The sequence below is a fragment of the Shewanella glacialimarina genome, from assembly GCF_020511155.1.
GTDB classification, from domain to species: domain Bacteria; phylum Pseudomonadota; class Gammaproteobacteria; order Enterobacterales; family Shewanellaceae; genus Shewanella; species Shewanella glacialimarina.
In genome coordinates this window covers 1,070,660-1,090,600 of the sequence record NZ_CP041216.1, presented here as the reverse complement: position 1 = coordinate 1,090,600, position 19,941 = coordinate 1,070,660, and the positions used below count along the sequence as shown (strand labels likewise).

At 40.8% G+C, this 19,941-nt stretch carries 20 protein-coding genes and 2 tRNA genes; 1 reads left to right on the top strand and 21 read right to left on the bottom strand.

Annotation, left to right across the window (positions count from 1 at the left end):
* Positions 1–123: 123 nt before the first annotated feature.
* The 8 genes from FJ709_RS04730 to rlmE form a co-directional block, all read right to left on the bottom strand.
* Positions 124–200 (bottom strand) — tRNA-Met (locus tag FJ709_RS04730).
* Between the two features lie 83 nt (positions 201–283).
* Positions 284–370: transfer RNA gene (locus tag FJ709_RS04725), tRNA-Leu, on the bottom strand.
* A 12-nt stretch (positions 371–382) separates the two neighbouring features.
* Positions 383–718 (bottom strand): preprotein translocase subunit SecG, encoded by a 336-nt coding sequence (gene secG, locus FJ709_RS04720; protein ID WP_226413912.1) that lies wholly within the window; start codon positions 716–718, stop codon positions 383–385.
* Positions 719–722: 4 nt separating this feature from the next.
* Entirely contained in the window at positions 723–1,505 is a 783-nt protein-coding gene (gene tpiA, locus FJ709_RS04715; RefSeq protein ID WP_226413910.1) for a triose-phosphate isomerase, read from the bottom strand.
* Between the two features lie 147 nt (positions 1,506–1,652).
* A complete protein-coding gene (glmM, locus tag FJ709_RS04710) occupies positions 1,653–2,990 on the bottom strand; it encodes a phosphoglucosamine mutase (protein ID WP_226413908.1) in 1,338 nt (445 codons plus the stop codon).
* Positions 2,991–3,053: 63 nt separating this feature from the next.
* Entirely contained in the window at positions 3,054–3,887 is an 834-nt protein-coding gene (gene folP / locus FJ709_RS04705; RefSeq protein ID WP_226413906.1) for a dihydropteroate synthase, read from the bottom strand.
* A gap of 77 nt (positions 3,888–3,964) precedes the next feature.
* Entirely contained in the window at positions 3,965–5,932 is a 1,968-nt protein-coding gene (ftsH, locus tag FJ709_RS04700) for an ATP-dependent zinc metalloprotease FtsH (protein WP_226413904.1), read from the bottom strand.
* A gap of 46 nt (positions 5,933–5,978) precedes the next feature.
* Entirely contained in the window at positions 5,979–6,608 is a 630-nt protein-coding gene (gene rlmE / locus FJ709_RS04695; protein WP_226413902.1) for a 23S rRNA (uridine(2552)-2'-O)-methyltransferase RlmE, read from the bottom strand.
* A 90-nt stretch (positions 6,609–6,698) separates the two neighbouring features.
* Here rlmE and yhbY point away from each other — a divergent pair, with 90 nt between their 5' ends.
* Positions 6,699–6,998 carry a ribosome assembly RNA-binding protein YhbY gene (gene yhbY, locus FJ709_RS04690; RefSeq protein WP_226413900.1) on the top strand — a complete coding sequence of 100 codons (300 nt, stop codon included), beginning with the start codon at positions 6,699–6,701 and terminating at the stop codon, positions 6,996–6,998.
* 99 nt (positions 6,999–7,097) lie between these two features.
* On the opposite strand, the gene greA is transcribed toward yhbY, so the two are convergent.
* From greA to FJ709_RS04625, 13 genes are all read right to left on the bottom strand, one after another.
* Positions 7,098–7,574, bottom strand: coding sequence for a transcription elongation factor GreA (gene greA / locus FJ709_RS04685; protein WP_226413898.1), 477 nt, complete (start codon positions 7,572–7,574; stop codon positions 7,098–7,100).
* Between the two features lie 274 nt (positions 7,575–7,848).
* On the bottom strand, positions 7,849–8,070 hold the full coding sequence (nqrM, locus tag FJ709_RS04680) for a (Na+)-NQR maturation NqrM (RefSeq protein ID WP_226413896.1): 222 nt from the start codon (positions 8,068–8,070) through the stop codon (positions 7,849–7,851).
* A 25-nt stretch (positions 8,071–8,095) separates the two neighbouring features.
* Positions 8,096–9,109, bottom strand: a complete 1,014-nt coding sequence (locus tag FJ709_RS04675) for an FAD:protein FMN transferase (protein WP_404830043.1) — start codon at positions 9,107–9,109, stop codon at positions 8,096–8,098.
* A 96-nt stretch (positions 9,110–9,205) separates the two neighbouring features.
* Entirely contained in the window at positions 9,206–10,453 is a 1,248-nt protein-coding gene (gene nqrF, locus FJ709_RS04670; protein WP_226413894.1) for an NADH:ubiquinone reductase (Na(+)-transporting) subunit F, read from the bottom strand.
* A gap of 47 nt (positions 10,454–10,500) precedes the next feature.
* On the bottom strand, positions 10,501–11,109 hold the full coding sequence (gene nqrE / locus FJ709_RS04665; protein WP_226413892.1) for an NADH:ubiquinone reductase (Na(+)-transporting) subunit E: 609 nt from the start codon (positions 11,107–11,109) through the stop codon (positions 10,501–10,503).
* A gap of 5 nt (positions 11,110–11,114) precedes the next feature.
* Entirely contained in the window at positions 11,115–11,747 is a 633-nt protein-coding gene (locus tag FJ709_RS04660; RefSeq protein ID WP_226413890.1) for an NADH:ubiquinone reductase (Na(+)-transporting) subunit D, read from the bottom strand.
* The gene (locus FJ709_RS04655) at positions 11,747–12,532 is read right to left on the bottom strand and encodes a Na(+)-translocating NADH-quinone reductase subunit C (protein WP_226413888.1); all 786 of its coding nucleotides are present in this window, start codon (positions 12,530–12,532) and stop codon (positions 11,747–11,749) included. The genes FJ709_RS04660 and FJ709_RS04655 overlap by 1 nt, the downstream gene beginning before the upstream one ends.
* Positions 12,525–13,724, bottom strand: a complete 1,200-nt coding sequence (locus tag FJ709_RS04650) for an NADH:ubiquinone reductase (Na(+)-transporting) subunit B (RefSeq protein WP_226413886.1) — start codon at positions 13,722–13,724, stop codon at positions 12,525–12,527. Before FJ709_RS04650 ends, FJ709_RS04655 begins: the two co-directional genes overlap by 8 nt.
* Positions 13,724–15,058 (bottom strand): Na(+)-translocating NADH-quinone reductase subunit A, encoded by a 1,335-nt coding sequence (locus FJ709_RS04645; protein WP_226413884.1) that lies wholly within the window; start codon positions 15,056–15,058, stop codon positions 13,724–13,726. The genes FJ709_RS04650 and FJ709_RS04645 overlap by 1 nt, the downstream gene beginning before the upstream one ends.
* A gap of 492 nt (positions 15,059–15,550) precedes the next feature.
* Positions 15,551–17,623, bottom strand: coding sequence for a TonB-dependent receptor (locus FJ709_RS04640; RefSeq protein WP_226413882.1), 2,073 nt, complete (start codon positions 17,621–17,623; stop codon positions 15,551–15,553).
* A 164-nt stretch (positions 17,624–17,787) separates the two neighbouring features.
* On the bottom strand, positions 17,788–18,297 hold the full coding sequence (gene luxS / locus FJ709_RS04635) for an S-ribosylhomocysteine lyase (RefSeq protein ID WP_226413880.1): 510 nt from the start codon (positions 18,295–18,297) through the stop codon (positions 17,788–17,790).
* 408 nt (positions 18,298–18,705) lie between these two features.
* A complete protein-coding gene (locus FJ709_RS04630) occupies positions 18,706–19,005 on the bottom strand; it encodes a BolA family protein (protein WP_226413878.1) in 300 nt (99 codons plus the stop codon).
* 214 nt (positions 19,006–19,219) lie between these two features.
* Positions 19,220–19,831 (bottom strand): alpha-ketoglutarate-dependent dioxygenase AlkB family protein, encoded by a 612-nt coding sequence (locus FJ709_RS04625; RefSeq protein WP_226413876.1) that lies wholly within the window; start codon positions 19,829–19,831, stop codon positions 19,220–19,222.
* Between the last annotated feature and the right edge of the window lie 110 nt (positions 19,832–19,941).

Here is a 19,941-nt window from a genome sequence, read left to right as displayed (position 1 = left end):
CCTGTATAATCCGCCTTAAAATCACGGAAAATCAAAAGTCCATATAACAAAAAACCCCGTAAATACGAGGCTATTTTGCTATAGAACCTGTATCTGTTATCGAAGTATCCAATAACAGGGAGCTGGTTGCGGGAGCCGGATTTGAACCGACGACCTTCGGGTTATGAGCCCGACGAGCTACCAAACTGCTCCATCCCGCGTCAACTGCATGCAAGTATATTGACTTACGTCTAATCTTGCAATAACTATTCAGTAATACAAGGCTAACTGAACAATTTTTAACTGGTGCCGAGAGCGGGACTTGAACCCGCACGTCCGTTAAGACACAGCCACCTCAAGGCTGCGCGTCTACCAATTCCACCACCTCGGCTAATTTGGTACTTTAATCAGGGATTTTATCTTCTGATTGTTGTTCAACTACTGGCGCTTCATCAATGATTTGCTCAGTGGCTGGACCTATATCGCTCCAATTATCTTCAGCTTTACTGTGATTGGCACTAAGATTACCAATTACTAAGCTTAAAGCAAAAAATGCGATAGCTAAAACTGCTGTGCTGCGAGTCAGAAAGTTACCTGAACCGCTAGAACCAAATAACGTACCAGACGCTCCGGCTCCAAATGATGCGCCCATATCGGCGCCTTTACCTTGCTGAATAAGAATTAAACCTACTAGGCCAATTGCTACCACCATGTAAACAACTATAAGTACTTCGTACATATTATTATGCGCTCATTGCTATGGAACATAAACTTAGGAATTCGGACGAATTTAAGCTAGCTCCGCCAATCAATCCACCATCAACATCAGGTTGGGCAAAAATATCTGCCGCATTACTTGGCGTGACACTTCCACCGTATAAAATTCTGATATTTTCTCCAATAAATGGAGATACTTCAGAGAGGCGACTGCGAATAAACGCATGAACTTCTTGTGCCTGCTCTGGAGTTGCGCTCTTACCTGTACCTACAGCCCATAAAGGTTCGTAGGCGATAATCGCATTGTCAAAAGCCATAGTGCCATTTTTCTCAATGACGATATCCAACTCTTCGGCAATAACTTCAAAAGTACGTCTTGCTTCTCGTGCTGGACCTGACTCCCCTACACATAATATAGGTGTCAAACCATGTTTTTGAGCTGCGGCAAACTTTTCTGCCACTATATTACTCGTTTCACCGTACATACGGCGACGTTCGGAGTGACCGATAATTACGTATCGACATCCTGAATCTTTTAGCATCTGCCCGGATATTTCGCCGGTATACGCGCCGAAGTCATGTTGACTAAGATTTTGCGCGCCCATTCTAACAAGTGCCCCATCTAGGGTTTGCTTGTTTGACTCAAGCAGTAGCCTAACACTTTCAAGATAAATTGAAGGCGGGCATAAAACCACTTCAGCTGAATCATTTTGGAGCTTTGCTGCAAACTTTTTAAATAACTCTTGGGCTAATGCCGAATTGCCATTCATTTTCCAGTTGCCAGCTACCATAGGACGTCTGAGTGCCATCACTGTCTCCTTTGAAAGCGGCGTGAATAATAGCGAACCACTTATCAAGTTACAATAGGTAATAGATGAATATTTACAATAAGCTGTCGAAGTGGTTACTTTTCACACCAGCAACAGCATAATTAAATATTTATGATTTATTTCTGACTAACAGGACATTTTTACCGCTTCGGCAATTCTATTTGCAAAAGCTAGCACTTGATCATGCTCATCGCCTTCAACCATCACGCGAATAAGCGGTTCTGTACCAGACTTTCTTAATAATACTCGACCTCGAGCACCCAGTTGTTGCTCAACATAGGCTTGTGCCGATTTAACTGCATCAGAATCAAGTGGGTTATTACTGCCTTCAAATCTTACATTAACCAGAACTTGCGGTAGCATCTTCATCGCTTCGGTAAGCGACTCAAGGGAAGCATTCTGCCTACGCATCGCGGCCAATACTAAAATACCTGCAATAATACCGTCGCCTGTAGTGCCATGATCTAAGTTAAGAATATGACCTGAATTTTCACCGCCGATACGCCACTCATGCTTTTTCAACAGTTCCATAACATAACGGTCGCCAACATTAGAGCGAACAAAAGGAATATTCAACTCTTGTAACGCTAAGTCAAGTCCTAGATTTGACATTAAAGTACCGACAACGCCACCTTTTAATACGCCACGCTTTTGCGCATCGACAGCTAAAATGTATAAAATTTGGTCACCATCAATCACTTCGCCATGTCGATTAACCATCATAATACGATCGCCATCACCATCTAACGCGATACCTAAATCTGCGTTCTCAGCGAGTACGGTTTCGCAAATTTTAGCCATCGCGGTTGCGCCAACTTTGTCATTGATATTTAACCCATCAGGTTTATCACCAATAGCAACCACTTCAGCACCAAGCTCTCTAAATACACTCGGTGCGATGTGGTAAGTTGCACCATGGGCACAATCTACTACAATTTTCAGTCCAGTTAAGGTGTGCTCTGCAGGGAAATTCCCTTTACAATATTCAATATAACGACCTGCAGCATCATCTATACGACGTGCCTTACCGAGCAAATGTGACTCAACACATACTAACGGCTTTTCAAGCTCAGCTTCAATTTCAAGCTCAATAGCATCATCTAGCTTACTGCCATCAGTTGAAAAAAACTTAATTCCATTATCATAATAAGGATTATGCGATGCACTGATCACTACACCAGCTTCTGCTCTAAATGTTCTGGTTAAATATGCCACCGCAGGCGTCGGCATAGGCCCAAGCAGTAACACATTCAAACCTGCTGCAGATAAGCCCGCTTCGAGTGCTGATTCAAATAAGTAACCTGAAATACGGGTGTCTTTACCAATAATTACTTTTTTTGTTCCACTGCGTGAAAGCACTCGTCCTGCTGCCCAGCCTAGTTTTAATGCTAACTCAGGTGTCATTTTGCCTGAACCGACCTTTCCACGAATGCCATCAGTTCCAAAAAATTGTCTTTGTTTCACATATCCCCACTTAAGTGAATTCACTCAGTTTGTTGTAATTAATTTATCATGAGAACGGCTAACTTAAATATTCGCCATGGTAGCCGCCATGACTTTCAGTACATCGACGGTTTCGGGAACGTCATGTACACGTATAATTTGAGCTCCTTGCTGTGCTGCAATTAACGCGCCTGCAAGACTGCCAGCCAAACGCTCAGACGTTGGCCTTGCTAATAAATCACCAATCATGCTTTTTCGAGACAAACCAATTAATATTGGTAAGTGAAATTGATGCAGCAGCGGCAATGTCGCTAATAAGCGGTAATTATGCGCTAAAGTTTTACCAAAGCCAAAGCCTGGATCTAATATTATCTTGCTTCTTGTGATCCCTGCAGCCTCACAAGCTAGAATCCGTTGCTCAAAAAAAGCACTTACCTCAGAGATAACATCTTGATACTCTGGTGAGTCTTGCATTGTTTGAGGCTGACCTTGCATATGCATCAAACAAACTGGCACTTTCAAAGCTGCTGCCATCTCAATTGCACCAGGGAGCTGTAAAGCTCTAACATCATTTATTAAATTGGCACCCGCTGCTACAGCTTGCTGCATAACCTCTGGCTTACTGGTATCAATTGAGATCCAAACATCATGTTTATCAGCAATATATTTGATTAGAGGTAATACTCTTGCAAGTTCTTGTTCAACAGTGACCTCAGAGGCACCTGGACGGGTCGATTCACCACCGACATCGATAATGCTAGCGCCTTGCTCGATAATATAATCAACATGTTTGCAGGCATCTTCGAATAAATTGAAATCTCCGCCATCGGAAAAGGAATCTGGTGTTACGTTAACAATGCCCATAACAACAGGTTGAGCCAAATCTAACAGCTTATTACCATGTGATAATTTAAACATTACCGGTTACCTATAATTACCCATCAGCTGAAACAAAAAAGCCCCTTACGGGGCTTTGTTTAACTTACACCACGTAATTACTTAACGGGTGACTCATCAGGCTTTAAATCATCTTTTTTAGCATTGTCTTCTGACTCAGTTATTGCATTTTCAACTTTATCATCATCTTTTGCTTCAGGCTTGCCATCACCTTTATCATCAGAAGATTCATCAACTTGCCAGTCAGCAGGTTGACGAACTTCACGACGGTTCATCAAGTCATCAATTTGCAATGAATCAATGGTTTCATACTTCATCAATGCATCTTTCATGGAGTGCAAAATATCCATATTTTCAGTCAGCATTGTTTGCGCTCGTTGATAATTTTTATCAATAAATGCTTTGATTTCAGAATCAATAAGCGAAGCGGTATCGGCAGACATGGCTTTAGATTTGCCCATGCTACGCCCTAAGAACACTTCATTGTCTTCTTCAGCGTAAAGTAAAGGACCTAATTTGTCTGAAAATCCCCACTGAGTCACCATATTACGTGCAATAGAAGTTGCATACTTAATATCTTGCGATGCTCCAGTAGACACTTTATCACTACCATAAATTAACTCTTCAGCTAATCGACCACCATAAGCGACAGAAATTTGCGATTCTAGTTTTAGACGACTTTGACTAACGGCATCTGCTAATGGTAGGAAGAAGGTCACCCCTAATGCACGACCTCGTGGGATAATAGTGACTTTATGCACAGGATCATGCTCCGGCACTAAACAACCCACAATGGCGTGACCGGCTTCATGATAAGCTGTCATTTCTTTTTCAGATTCTGACATCACCATAGAACGGCGTTCTGCGCCCATCATGATTTTATCTTTGGCCCGTTCAAACTCTTCCATGCTAACCATGCGGCGATTACCACGCGCAGCAAACAAAGCAGCTTCATTAACTAAGTTAGCGAGATCAGCTCCAGAAAAACCAGGTGTACCACGGGCAATGACGCTTGCTTTGACATCTTCAGACAAGGGCACTTTGCGCATATGTACTTTTAAAATTTGTTCACGGCCACGAACATCAGGTAATCCAACCACGACTTGTCTGTCAAAACGACCTGGACGAAGTAACGCAGAGTCTAAAACGTCAGGGCGGTTAGTTGCAGCAATAACAATGACGCCTTCATTACCTTCAAAACCATCCATCTCAACCAGCATTTGGTTTAAGGTTTGTTCACGTTCATCATGACCACCACCAACACCTGCACCTCGTTGGCGACCTACGGCATCGATTTCATCGATAAAAATGATACAAGGAGAAGATTTTTTTGCTTGTTCGAACATGTCACGCACACGAGAGGCACCAACACCAACAAACATCTCAACAAAATCAGATCCTGATATAGTAAAGAATGGCACCTTAGACTCACCGGCAATAGCCTTAGCTAACAGGGTTTTACCTGTACCAGGTTGACCAACCATTAATACACCAGTTGGAATACGGCCGCCTAACTTTTGAAACTTGGTTGGATCACGTAAATAATCAACCAGCTCTTTAACTTCTTCTTTTGCTTCATCACAACCTGCAACATCAGCAAAAGTGGTCTTAATTTGGTCTTCGCTCATCAGCTTGGCTTTACTCTTACCAAACGACATTGCACCTTTACCGCCACCACCTTGCATTTGACGCATGAAGAAAATCCACACACCGATAAGCAGTAGCATTGGGAACCATGAAATGAATATTTGAGTTAAGAAGCCTGACTCTTCAGCTTCTTGACCTTTCATCGAAATACCTCTGCGATCAAGATCATTTATTAAATCTTGGTCATACATAGGCATAATCGTGGTGAACTTATCTCCTGAAGATTTTGTTCCCTCAATAGTTCGCTGATCGCTTTTAATCTCAACAGTTTTAATCTGTCCATCTCGGACATTATCAAGAAAAGCGGAATAGTCCATCTTCTGCGAATTCGAAGAAGTGGGGGAATAACCCTGAAATACTGACATCAACACAACAGCGATGACGACCCAGAGTATTAAATTTTTTGCCATGTCACTCAAATTATTAGACCTCTATTACAGTCTTGCGATAATGGATATTAGACTACTACAACTTGTAACCAGTCGCCACTAAATAGACTTCTCTAGAGCGCGCCCTAGATGAGTCTGGTTTACGGGTTTTTACTACTTTGAAAACTTGTTTTACCGACTTCATATAATCGTCAAACCCCTCCCCCTGAAAGACTTTGACGGCAAAGCAGCCGTTTGGAGCCAATACTTGCCTACACATGTCTAATGCCAATTCAACTAAATACATTGCTCTAGGTTGATCAACAACATCTGCACCGCTCATATTTGGTGCCATATCTGATAATACCACATCCACTTTAGCTTCACCTACACGGTCAAGCAAAGCTTCGAGTACTTTTTCTTCTCTGAAATCCCCTTGCAAGAAATCTACTCCGACAATGGGATCCATAGGTAAAATATCACAGGCGATTACTTTACCCCTTTCTCCAGCTAACTTAACCGCAACTTGAGACCAACCTCCAGGAGCTGCACCTAAGTCTACTACAGTCATACCTGACTTAATCAAGTGATCTTTTTGCTGAATTTCTTCTAGTTTAAAAGCTGCGCGCGAGCGCATTCCACGTTTTTGAGCCAATTTAACATAATGATCATCAAAGTGTTCTAGCATCCAGCGATTTGAGCTGGCTGTACGTTTTTTAGCTGACATTGAAATTCCGCAACGATTGAGAGTTACATAAAGACTATATAAGGGTAGAATAGCCGCTTTTCAACAGTAACTCAGTAAAAGTTGGTATAAATGAATTTAACAACCAAACAAAAGCAGCATCTAAAAGGCTTGGCGCACAATTTAAAGCCAGTTGTGATGCTTGGTGCCAATGGTTTGACTGAAGGTGTTCTGGCTGAAATTGATAGCGCACTTAGTTATCATGAATTGATCAAAGTAAAAGTTGCCTCTTCTGATAGAGAACTTAAAAATGCCATCGTTGACGCCATTGTACGTGAAACTCAGTCAACGAAAGTGCAAACTATCGGTCATATTTTAGTTATCTTCCGTCAATCTGCAGAAATGAAAATTGCCATTCCAAAAGCAAAATAATTATTGTCAATGAATCAACCAATTCATTGATTTAAGTTATAACAATTTGACATAAAAAAACCACTGCCAAGGCAGTGGTTTTTTTATTATTTGTAAAAATTAAATATATTTAACTGATAAAATTTCGTAATCAGTTATTCCACCAGGAGTGGCAATACCGACTTCGTCACCTTCGTTTTTACCAATAAGTCCACGAGCAATCGGGGAGTTAACAGATATCAAATTCAATTTGATATCTGCTTCATCATCACCCACTATGCGGTAAGTTACTTCAGCATCGGTATTGATATTGAGAATGCTGACAGTAGTACCAAAGATAACTCTGCCAGTATTCTCTATTTTAGTGACATCAATAATCTGTACATTAGACAGTTTGCCTTCAATATCACGAATACGGGCTTCACATATACCCTGATCTTCACGTGCTGCATGATATTCTGCATTTTCTTTTAAATCACCAAGCTCACGCGCCGAAGCAATTGCTTCTGTAATTTTAGGGCGTCGATCAAACTTTAAGATGTCTAATTCTTTGCGTAATTGATCAGCACCAACAACGGTCATTGGAACTTTATTCATGTTAAGTGATCTCCATAAAACAAATGCATCCCGTGCCGATAAAATATCGACACAATAATAATCGTTTGGAATGACTTACTTTAAAACCTACAAGTAATACGACAGGGATGTTACATAGATAATGGGCAACAGCTTACCTAAGCTTTTACTGACTTGCTAGTCAGATAGCTAAAAATGCTGCTAAAGACGATAAATTTCAGCGTCATCATATAAAAACAGCCCACTTTTTTGTGCGCTGTTATATGTACAACTTTATTAACTCTAATCAAATAAGTTAGATGATTCTGTTTTGCGCTAACTTCTCGAGGCGTTCTTCTTCTGCCATTCGACGTTTACGTTTGTCACAGGGGTCATCGCAGTCACAGGCTTTTTCGATGCCTAACACTCCTAAGCCACCACAACTTCCTTCCACTGCTTTTTTCTTAATGATATAGCCAATAGACATCAATAAGAAAAAAACTAATAACACCACAAACGCAGCAATAAATGTGCTCATTTCGGACTCCAGTTTAATGGATGGATCAATCAAGATAAGGCTTAAAGGCCTCACTATAAAAGACCTGATAACCTTGTTCCTGCTTTTCAATCAGCATTATTGCTAAATTTTGCTCTTTGGCAAGTGCTAATGATGCCTCAGTACCCAATACCATCATTGCTGTAGCATAACCATCTGCTGTCATTGAACTTTTGTGTAGTACGGTTGCTGAGGCTAATTTGTGCTTAATCGGGTAACCTGTGCGAGGATCAATTAAATGCGTAAAACGTTCGCCGTTCTCTTCATAATAAATGCGATAGTCACCTGATGTTGCTAACGCTATTGTATCAAGTTCTATTACTTGCTGCACTTCTTGCCCGTCTTCTGCAGGCTTTTCAATTGCGACACGCCAAGGCGTACCGTCATATTTAGTCCCTTTGGTACTAATTTCGCCACCAATTTCAACTAAATAACCTTCTATTTGATACTTGTCTAATAAAGATGCCACTTTATCAACACCAAAGCCTTTAGCTATTGAGGATAGATCAACATATAAATCGGCATTATGTTTAACTAGCTTGGTGCCTTCAATAGTTAACTCATTGATCCCTGTCTTTGCTTTAGCATCGCTTATGGCTTGAGCTGTCGGAATAGATGTAGGACGTTTGTCTGGGCCAAATCCCCATAAGTTAACCAGCGGTCCAAGAGTAATATCTAAAGCACCGTCAGTTATCTCGTTCAAACGGATCCCCTCTTTTACAACCAAAAGAGTATCGGGTGAGACATCGACACCTTGTCTAATTTGTAACTGATTAAAACGAGATAACTCTGAGTTCGGACGATAGGTAGACATTTGATTATTAACGGTCTCAAGGGCCATATCTATTTCTGTTTGTAACAATTGTGCTTGTGGCAAATGCTCGTTAGTGACCAAAGTAATATGATATGTAGTGCCCATTGTTCGCCCTTCCAACTTAATGGTTGTCTCAGGTTGTGTACAGGCTGTAATTGTGCAAGCAATCAGGATGAGCAGGAATGATTTAATTGATGTCGCCATAATGAACTATCCCATAAAACAAAAAATTGCAGTAGCTAATGCATACTGCAATCTATAAAAAATTAAGGTGCTAAATTTAGCACCTTAACTTAATTGATATTAACCGCCGAAGTCATCTAATAAGATGTTTTCATCTTCAACACCTAAATCTTTTAACATGCCTATAACTGCTGCGTTCATCATTGGAGGTCCACACATGTAGAACTCACAATCTTCTGGCGCATCATGATCACGCAGATAGTTTTCATACAGTACGTTATGAATAAAACCTGTGTAACCAGTCCAGTTATCTTCTGCCTGAGGATCAGACAAAGCAACATGCCATTTGAAGTTATCATTTTCAGCTGCAAGGCCGTCAAAATCTTCTACATAGAACATTTCACGTTTAGACCGCGCACCGTACCAAAAACTGATCTTACGTTTCGAGTTTAAGCGTTTAAGCTGGTCGAAGATATGAGAACGCATTGGCGCCATACCTGCTCCACCACCAATAAATACCATTTCTGCATCACTATCTTTAGCGAAAAACTCACCAAAAGGACCAGAAATAGTGACTTTATCACCCTCTTTCAAGCTCCAAATATACGAAGACATTTTACCACAAGGCAAGGTTAAATTACGTGGCGGTGGAGTAGCAATACGCACGTTCAGCATAATAATACCAAACTCTTCTGGATAGTTAGCCATTGAGTATGCACGAATGGTTTCTTCGTCGACTTTTGACTCTAGCTTGAAGAAGCCAAAATGCTCCCAGTCACCACGATATTTTTCAGGCACTTCAAACTCAGCATATTTAACATGATGAGCTGGTGCTTCAATTTGAATATAACCGCCGGCGCGGAATGGAACTGTTTCGCCATCAGGAATTTGAAGCTTAAGCTCTTTAATGAAAGTGGCTTTGTTATCGTTAGAGATAACTGCACATTCCCATTTTTTAATGCCGAAGATTTCTTCGTCTAATTCAATGTCCATGTCACTTTTTACGTTGACCTGACATGACAAACGACAACCCTGGCGAGCTTCGCCTTTACTAATGTGATCAAGCTCTGTTGGCAAAATATCACCGCCACCAGATTTAATCATCACGCGACATTGACCACATGAGCCACCGCCACCACATGCACTTGATACGAAAATACCATTGTTGGCTAAGGCACCCAGTAGCTTACCACCGGCACCTGTTTTAATTGCCTTGTCTGCATCACCATTGATACTAATGGTGATATCACCGCTAGCAACCAGCTTCGACTTAGCGAATAAAATCACTAATACCAAAACTAGTACAATAACAGTAAACATACTCACACCTAGATAAACATCTATTGGAGTAGATTCAAGAATACCCATTCACTTATTCCTTAAAGGTTCAAATTAATACTTCGTCTCAGTATTTCTTACAAAGAAACACCAGAGAACGACATGAAACCCAAAGCCATAAGACCTGCGGTAACAAAGGTAATACCTAAGCCACGTAAGCCATTTGGCACATCAGAATACTTCATTTTCTCACGGATACCCGCCAACAATACAATTGCTAACGCCCAACCGATACCAGAGCCGATACCAAACACTACGCTTTCGCCTAGGTTATAATCACGCTCTACCATAAATGATACTGCACCGAAAATTGCACAGTTAACAGTAATCAATGGTAAGAAAATACCCAATGCATTATATAAAGGTGGAAAGTATTTATCTAATGCCATTTCCAAAATTTGTACAAGCGCTGCAATCACACCGATGAAGGTAATGAACTTCAAGAAGCTTAAATCAGCTTCCGGTATACCAGCCCAAGCTAAAGCACCAGGAGCAAGCAAACCTTGATAAATAATTTGGTTAGCAGGGACCGAGATAGCTAACACCACGATAACTGCAACACCTAGGCCCATCGCAGTAGTCACTTTCTTAGACACGGCTAAGAAAGTACACATACCTAAGAAGAACGCTAGCGCCATATTTTCAATGAAAACGGAGCGAATTAATAAACTAATATAATGTTCCATTGCGTTTACCCTTTTGCTTCAACTTGCTCTGGCTTATAAGTACGGATCAACCAGATAAAACCGCCGATCAAGAAGAACGCACTTGGTGGCAGCAGTAATAAACCGTTAGGCTGATACCAACCACCGTCAGAGATTTTGCTGAGGATTTCTACGCCGAATAATGAACCATTACCAAATAATTCACGGAAAAAACCAACAGACAATAAAATAACACCGTAACCTAATCCGTTACCGATACCATCCATAAAACTCATCATCGGAGGTGTTTTCATTGCATAAGCTTCAGCACGACCCATTACAATACAGTTAGTAATAATCAAACCTACAAATACTGATAACTGTTTAGAAATAGCATAAGCATAAGCTTGTAGGACCTGGTCAACCACAATTACCAATGAGGCAATAATGGTCATCTGTACAATAATACGCACACTGCTTGGAATGTGATTACGAATAAGCGAAATAAACAGGTTAGAAAACGCTGTTACCGCTGTTAATGCAATCGTCATTACCAATGCAGTTTCAAGCTTAGTGGTAACAGCCAGGGCACTACATACACCCAATATTTGCAATGCTATTGGGTTGTTATTGATAATAGGTCCGGTGAGAACCTGTTTAAGTTCTTTAACGTCAGCCATTAGCTTAACCCTCCGTTGCGTGCTTTAGCGATAAAGCTTGCAAAGCCTTCTTTACCTAACCAAAACTGCAATGAATGCTGTACACCGTTACTGGTTAATGTTGCACCAGAAAGTGCATCAACACCGTAAACAGTGCTTGCCACTGCAGGGTTTTTCGTTACGCTGATGGCCAAGTCACCTTGCTCATCAAATAACTGCTTGCCTTTCCAGAGTGCTTTCCACTTTGGATTTTCAACTTCACCACCTAAACCCGGTGTTTCAGCTTGGTCATAATAAACTAAGCCTTGAATCGTGTTTAAGTCAGCTTCCAATGCTAAAAATGCATACATGGTTGACCATAAGCCGTAACCGTGAATAGGTAAAATTACGCTTGTTAAGTTACCGTCATCATCACGCACTAAATACACTACGGCGTTATCAGCAACGCGCTTGATTGATGCAATGTCATTTTCAGGAATTGATGAAGTACTTAAATCACGTGATGCTTTACGTTGATCATAAGTGTTAGCGTCACCTTCGACAAACTCACCGGTTTTCAGGTCGACTAAACGCGCTTCAACATATTGATTATATTTGCTAAGAATATCTGCTTTAGTGACATTACCTTCTTTAGTATTAATAAGGCTTGCCGCTTCTAGAATATACTTTTGCTTATCAAGTAACTTGTTCTCTTGCTGAATAGGTTTTAATACCACAGCCGCGGTAGAAACAAGCACTGAGCAGATAAGACATAAGCCGACAACAACAAATAGCGTTCTACCGAACGAATCTTTATTACTAGCCACGAGCGATCCTCCGTTTGATATTTGCTTGCACGACGAAGTGGTCGAATAATGGGGCAAATAAGTTAGCAAACAAAATAGCTAACATCATACCTTCAGGGAATGCAGGGTTAATCACACGGATAAACACTACCATCGCACCGATTAACAGACCATAGGCCCACTTTGCAGAATTGGTAAATGAAGCTGATACTGGATCAGTCGCCATAAACATCATACCGAAAGCAAAACCACCTAACACTAAGTGCCAATACCAAGGCATTGCGAACATAGGGTTAGTATCGCTACCAATTACGTTTAATAATGTTGCAATAGCAGCCATGCCTATGAAAACACCACCTACAATTCTCCATGAAGCGATGCGAGCATAAATAATGACTAAACCGCCCAGCAAAATAGCAAAGGTAGAAACTTCACCAACTGAACCAGGAATGAAGCCCATAAAGGAATCAATCCATTTTGCATTATTAGCATAATCAAATGTGCCTTGTGCAGCTAGGCTTAGTGATGTTGCGCCAGAATAGCCATCGGCAACAACCCAAGTAGTGTCACCAGACATACTTAAGGGGTAAGCAAAGAACAAAAATGCACGACCGGCTAAAGCAGGGTTAAGGAAGTTACGGCCTGTACCGCCAAAGATTTCTTTGGCGACCACAACACCGAATGTAATTCCCAACGCCACCATCCATAAAGGAATCGTTGCAGGTAAAGTTAGTGCGAATAGCACTGAAGTCACGAAGAAACCTTCGTTTACTTCATGGCCACGGACTGAAGCGAATAATACTTCCCAGAAACCACCGACAGCGAAAGTCACCGCGTAGATAGGGAGGAAGAAGCACGCGCCATACCACATCAATGATGTGATCCCAGAGTCAGCGGTTAACTGAGCACCAAATAACTCAAACAAGCCAACTTGCCAAACATCTGGAGTACCAAAGCCAGCAACTAATGCCACTTGCGCTTGAAGACCCACGTTGTACATACCAAAAAACATAGCTGGAAATGTACACGCCCAAACCGTAATCATAATACGCTTTAGATCGATGTTATCACGAACATGGGTTCTACCCTTGTTCACTTTACCTGGAGTATAAAATACTGTGGCAGCCGCTTCATAAAGCGCATACCACTTCTCGTATTTGCCGCCCTTTTCAAATTGCGGTTCAATACGTTCGATAAAATCTTTCAAGCCCATTAGCCTTCCCTCTCGATCGTATCTAAGCAGTCACGTAGATATGAAGCATAGTCATATTTACCTGGACATACGAAAGTACATAACGCCAAATCTTCTTCATCTAACTCAAGAGCACCCAGTCTCACGGCGCCATCATAATCACCCGACACTAAGTCACGTAATAACATGGTAGGAAGAATATCAAGTGGCATTACCCGCTCATAGTTTCCAATCGGCACCATAGCGCGGTCTGAACCACCAGTGCTAGTTGTCATTGGAAATAAGCGAGAAGGACTTAAGTGACCTAAAAATGCACGAGTGACTGAGAATTTATCCGACCCAGGCATAGCCCAACCGAATAACTCTTTCTCATAACCTTCTTCAAGTAAGCTAACTTGCGCGTGGTAACGACCTAAGTATGCGTGAGGCCCGATTGCTAAGCGGCCGTTTAATACTGAGCCTGAAATGACACGAACTTTGCCTTCATTAACCTCATTTGTCGTTAACTCAGTAATACTTGCGCCTACTTGAGTACGAATTAAACGAGGTTGTTTTGCTTTAGGACCGGCAATGGCAATAACACGCTCAGTATTTAATGTGCCCTGAGTGAATAACTGGCCAATAGCAATAACATCTTGATAGCCAACATGCCAAACACTACGAGTAGCAGAAGCTGGAAGAATGTTATGTATGTGTGTACCGACAAGACCTGCTGGGTGTTTTCCAGCAAACTCAGCCACTTGGGCATTTGCTGCAGGAATATCTGCACCAGATGCTTTACATAAATACACTTTACCTTCAGTTAAACGTGCAAGCACTTTTAAGCCATTGGCAAAATCATCTTTATGTTCGGCAATGACTACCACAGGATTGGCAGCAAGAGGTTGTGTATCGATAGCAGTGACAAAAATGCCTTGTGTAGCAGCATCAACTGCAGGCACTTTGCTAAATGGGCGCACACGCAATGCCGTCCATAAACCTGATTCAATCAGATTATCACGAACAACTTGCGAGTCTAACGTGTCTAATGCGCCAGCATCATATTTATTGAACGCAACACAATCGTTACCTTCAACTTCAATGACAACAGACTGAAGTACACGTTTAGCACCTCGGTTAATTTCGGAAATAGTACCACTGGCTAAAGCCGTATATTTAACGCCTAAATTCTTCTTATCTTCAAAAAGAACCTGGCCTTTTTGTACTTTATCGCCCACTTTAATCTTCATCGTTGGACGTAAGCCAATATACTCTTCACCCAAAGTAGCTACGTGTCTAATGGCTGGGCCATTATGGATAACTTGCTCTGGTCTACCTGTTATAGGTAGTTCCAATCCTTTCTTAATTGTAATCATATCCACAAGCACTACGTTTGAAGGAAAGACAATGCGCCACGTTCCGCTAAAAAACAATGTGTTAAAATACACATCATTCTTGAGCTAGCGCAGGTTTAACACGGAAATGCGATCATAATCACGCTGGTCGCGCGCATTTTACCCCATATATAAGACTATCGCCACGAAAATAATAGGTGTTTTCAAACCAATGCACCAATTTAATCTTCTAATTATAGAGCAAAGCGACTGTCGATTATTTATTAGGCCTAAAGCGCATATTTTGTTCCATGCAAACTAAAATATAGCATTAATTTTAAAAGTAATATTTTTGATTAATATTTTTAAAATAGGAAGGATTACAAATAAAGCCCATGCTATTTCAGCATGAGCTTTACACTATCTTTAAAGATGAAATGATTATTTATCAACCAGAACACTGCCCAGCGGATAATTAGCCAACTAACCTATAATAAGCAGGCTAGTTGACAGGTGTAAAATTTACAATCTGAATTAGAATTTACCTTGATAACCAATGTAGGTTGTCATTTCACTTTGAGATAACATTCCCATCTGATAATTTTTAGCGATTAACTCTTCATCTAACACATTCTCTATGCGGACATAGACATTGTGCGCTTGAGTCATTTGATAATGCGCTGCTAAATCAATTTTAAGTTGCGAGTCAATACCATAATTCCCTAAGGTAAACACGCTGCCAGTTTCTGATTGATACAAGCCATTAGCAAAAATACTAAACTTGCCCATAACCAGACCAATACTGGCGCTAACTTGTTGCTCTGGCACCCAAGGCAATTGTTGGCCATCAGCATAACAACCAACAACGGCATCACAGCTAGACTGACCAAATTCAGCTTGGGTATAGCTATAATCTAACGCCATTGGAATAGAGAAACTATTAAAGTCCATTTTGTAGTCAATCGTTAAATCTATACCTGCCACAGAGACATCTTGTAAATTAACCTGTAATGCCTCTTGCAAAGGAACACAATTAACACCCCATTTACAGGTCATATGCTGATTATCAAAATCATGCATATAAGTCGATAAACCGACATTGAAATTTTCTTGTTGATATTGTAATGCCAGTTGATATTGTAATGCCTCTTGTGCTAGTTGCTCGGCATTACCGGCACCAGCAGCGGTCCAGGCTTGTTTAGCACTTAATGCTAATAGCCAGGCATCCTTTTTATAAGCAAGTTCAACAGAAGGTAACCAGCCATCATCAGAAAAGTCAGCCGCGGTTAATAAATCTGCATTGTCACCTAACTCACGCGTCACGCTCACACTTTCATAACCTAAGCCGAAATTTACTGACCAGGCATCATAGTTCAGCTTGGTATTAACCGACGTAGTAAATGCATCTGCATCATCCGTATAATCACCAATACCATATTGCACATCCAGTGCATTGAGGCCTAAATTTTCACTTAATAAGTAATCTATTTTAGCCACTTTCATTTCAGCCTTATCACTATGATAACGCGCTTGATAGGTTACTTCATGAGCGCCGTAAAGGCTGACCCCCTTCGTCTGCACACCAAAACCATCAAAATCGTTATTAGCAACCACTGCACTTGCGGGTAAGCCTTGGGAAGTAGGATTGGTTTCAAAATCAGATAATACCTGTAACAACTGACGGTTAATTATTTCGTCATTGATTGTTAACGTATTATGGCCACGTTGAGCAAAGCTTTGATAATAAAAGTCTGTCGACATAATCGACTGACCTGATATATTAACTTGATGTGCTAGGGCATATCGTTGACGCTTACCTTGATCAAAATCCAACGCTGTCGCTGCATAGCGATTATCAGCCGATGTAGTAAAATCTGCGAGGGTTAATCCAATATCACTATTATCAAGTGTAGTATCAGTAAAATGATAACTGAACTCTGTTTTTTGTGGATTTCTAGCACCGACTAGGCTATCAGCATTAATTTTAAACAGGATGTCTGTTGCTTGATGTTTATTATCTATACTGCTGTTAAGCCCTACATCTGTTTCATCTTTTTGGTAATCAACGCCCAATAACATGCCATATTGCTTGGTTTTGCCACTAACAATTAAGCCCCCTGCAGGCGATCCGTCTTGATCGGCTTCAATATTGATAATCGCATCAGTTTCACGCTCACTGATTTTAGCCGTCAGATAATTGAGTTGCCCAAATGCACCCTGCCCGCCTGAGTTTACATTGGTGTGCTTGTTGGTTGAGATTGCCGATTGGAAAAATAAGTTCGGTTGAGCAACAAGGTTTTGACCAGAATAAGGCGCCGCCAAATAAAAAATATTATCTTGTAATATTGCAACGCCATTGGTTGCGCCACGAATTGAAATCGCATTCGGCGCATCTTCAACATTGGGAAGGACCGTCACACCAGCTTTGGCTAATACATTGGCCGATTGGCGATAATGAAATATTGACACTCCATCTTGTTGTAAATCAATACGGGAGTTTTTATCTTCAATAGACTCCGTTACTGTGCTTGCTACACTTGGAAAACTGCCAAGCAATAATAATACTGCTGAGGCCACCATTGAAACGCTAAAAGAGCGATCAGACATATCAATCTCCGTATTCTATCTTGTCTTATAAAATGCACTGTTAATGCTATATACAATAACGGTTTAATCCACATAAAAACAGCATCAACCACAAGCTGTTAAAAATTAGTTAATTTTAGACACAAAAAAACGGCCTAAGCCGCTTTTTTGTGTAATAACTGACGTTAAAGCGTGCCTAAAATCTCACCACTTAATGCTAAATCATCATTCTTATTTACGCTAACACCAGCAGCAATAATATTTTTAGCAATATCTTGTGCTTGTTCAAGTGAATGCATCTCATAAGTACCGCACTGATATTCGTTTAATTCTGGAATATCTTTTTGCTCAGTCACTTTTAATACGTCTTCCATTGCGCCTAACCACGCATCTGCAACTTGTTGCTCGTTTGGTTCACCAATAAGGCTCATATAAAACCCGGTACGACAACCCATCGGTGAAATATCAATAATTTCAACATTGTCACCATTAAGATGATCACGCATAAATCCTGCAAACAAATGCTCTAGAGTATGAATACCGCGTTCACTTAAAATGTCTTTGTTAGGGGCACAAAAACGTAAATCAAATACAGTGATAGCATCCCCCTTTGGAGTGCTCATATGTTTGGCAACTCGAACAGCGGGAGCATTCATACGAGTGTGATCTACAGTAAAACTATCTAATAACGGCATTGTGTTCTCCAAAGATAAGGGCGCGCTAACTCGAAACAACTCAAAATGGTCAACACGTTTGACGATAACAGATTCATCATACCATCAACAATGCACAACTCTCTACCAGCATGAATTAAACTCAACTAAAGACTTATAGTGACTAATTGTGATAATTTTTCAGCCGTTTGCTGTAACGGCATTCCATTAAAACATCGCCTCACTGGTTTCTCGATACAGAAATAGGCACTTGATTACCAGTGTCCCTTTTATCTTATTGGCGAGTCGCGCAATCAGTTCAAGCAAGTCGTATAAATATAGCGTTAATGTGAAGGTAATACAGCTTAGATTGCAGAAGAATAGTTATGCTAACGTGAAGTTTAATTCAATAAAAAACCCCACTAATCAGTGAGGTTTAAAATGACTCTATTACCCTTTACAGTTCGGGGTTCGAGGTACTTCAGCAAGGTTTTGCCAGTCTGCTTCAGTGTAGGTATTAATTGATAATGCATGTACGCCATTCGCTAATTCATCAGCTAGAATCGCATTCACGCTGCGATGTCGCGCTAATGGACGCTGCCCATCAAATAGATCACTGACGATGACCACTTTAAAATGGGTTTCTGAATTAGGTGGAACATGATGGCGATTACTTTCATTAATCACTTCAAGATGTGATGGTGTAAACGACTGATTCAGTTTATCAGTAATAGTCTGTGCAACTGACATAGCGACCTACTCTTGGGCTCTTAAAAATCGAAGAGTACTGGGTTAAAACGTAAACGTCAAACACTGTGGCGATAAAATGTTAACTCAACAAGGAAGCAAAGATAGAATTATTAATTCGCGAGAATAGCGGCTGATGTCTTTGACACCAAACAGGCCGCGTCTTGATAACCCTTTAAACCTTATGTGCTGTTTTATAAAACACATTGTGGGTACTTCATACCGGGTAAAAATAAGGTGTTATCTGCCTAAAAGTAAAATTTATCCGTGGAGTATTGACCGTTAAACGCTTAGGCAAACAGTGTTGCCAAGTTTGCTGCATTCCAGGTTGCATAATCAATAAATCACCCGATTGCAAAGGGTATGACATTTTTTGTTGAGACGCCTTATGACGCACAACAAAGTCGCGACACGTTCCGAGTGTAATGGATGCAATAGCACTATTAGCAACAATTTCAGGCTCATCATCACTGTGCCAGCCCATACATTCTGTCCCGTTAGCATACCGATTAACCAACACGGCATTAAAGTCTAAGTGGCACTTTTGTAATAATGTTTGCCGTAATTTTGACAATACTGGTGGCCAAGGTAAGGGATTAATCAAAGTTTTAGAGTATCGACAATCACACCCTTCATCACCAAACCAAACCTGTGTGCGCGGAATAAAGTGCTTCTTTCCATACACCTCAATTTCTATTTTAGTTAAAGGGTAATCGCTCGCTTCTTGTAATAAAAGCCTTTGCTGACGCTCGGACAGAAAATCTGGCTGGTGCACCACTGGAGGTAACTTAATGTTGGGATCGTGATCAGTAAATAAATCTAACGTCATGTGTGCCACTCTGCTCCATCATTTATAAAACCTAATTATCACCTAAAATAGAACATCATTATCATCTAAAAATGCTAACCATCATCGGTAGAAGCTGATTACAAATAAAC

Bases quoted from the DNA above. Each gene is read 5' to 3' on its own strand.
- secG (WP_226413912.1), bottom strand. From the start codon at position 718: ATGTACGAAGTACTTATAGTTGTTTACATGGTGGTAGCAATTGGCCTA.
- tpiA (WP_226413910.1), bottom strand. From the start codon at position 1,505: ATGGCACTCAGACGTCCTATGGTAGCTGGCAACTGGAAAATGAATGGC.
- folP (WP_226413906.1), bottom strand. From the start codon at position 3,887: ATGTTTAAATTATCACATGGTAATAAGCTGTTAGATTTGGCTCAACCT.
- rlmE (WP_226413902.1), bottom strand. From the start codon at position 6,608: ATGTCAGCTAAAAAACGTACAGCCAGCTCAAATCGCTGGATGCTAGAA.
- yhbY (WP_226413900.1), top strand. From the start codon at position 6,699: ATGAATTTAACAACCAAACAAAAGCAGCATCTAAAAGGCTTGGCGCAC.
- greA (WP_226413898.1), bottom strand. From the start codon at position 7,574: ATGAATAAAGTTCCAATGACCGTTGTTGGTGCTGATCAATTACGCAAA.
- nqrM (WP_226413896.1), bottom strand. From the start codon at position 8,070: ATGAGCACATTTATTGCTGCGTTTGTGGTGTTATTAGTTTTTTTCTTA.
- nqrF (WP_226413894.1), bottom strand. From the start codon at position 10,453: ATGGGTATTCTTGAATCTACTCCAATAGATGTTTATCTAGGTGTGAGT.
- nqrE (WP_226413892.1), bottom strand. From the start codon at position 11,109: ATGGAACATTATATTAGTTTATTAATTCGCTCCGTTTTCATTGAAAAT.
- FJ709_RS04660 (WP_226413890.1), bottom strand. From the start codon at position 11,747: ATGGCTGACGTTAAAGAACTTAAACAGGTTCTCACCGGACCTATTATC.
- FJ709_RS04650 (WP_226413886.1), bottom strand. From the start codon at position 13,724: ATGGGCTTGAAAGATTTTATCGAACGTATTGAACCGCAATTTGAAAAG.
- FJ709_RS04645 (WP_226413884.1), bottom strand. From the start codon at position 15,058: ATGATTACAATTAAGAAAGGATTGGAACTACCTATAACAGGTAGACCA.
- FJ709_RS04640 (WP_226413882.1), bottom strand. From the start codon at position 17,623: ATGTCTGATCGCTCTTTTAGCGTTTCAATGGTGGCCTCAGCAGTATTA.
- luxS (WP_226413880.1), bottom strand. From the start codon at position 18,297: ATGCCGTTATTAGATAGTTTTACTGTAGATCACACTCGTATGAATGCT.
- FJ709_RS04630 (WP_226413878.1), bottom strand. From the start codon at position 19,005: ATGTCAGTTGCACAGACTATTACTGATAAACTGAATCAGTCGTTTACA.
- FJ709_RS04625 (WP_226413876.1), bottom strand. From the start codon at position 19,831: ATGACGTTAGATTTATTTACTGATCACGATCCCAACATTAAGTTACCT.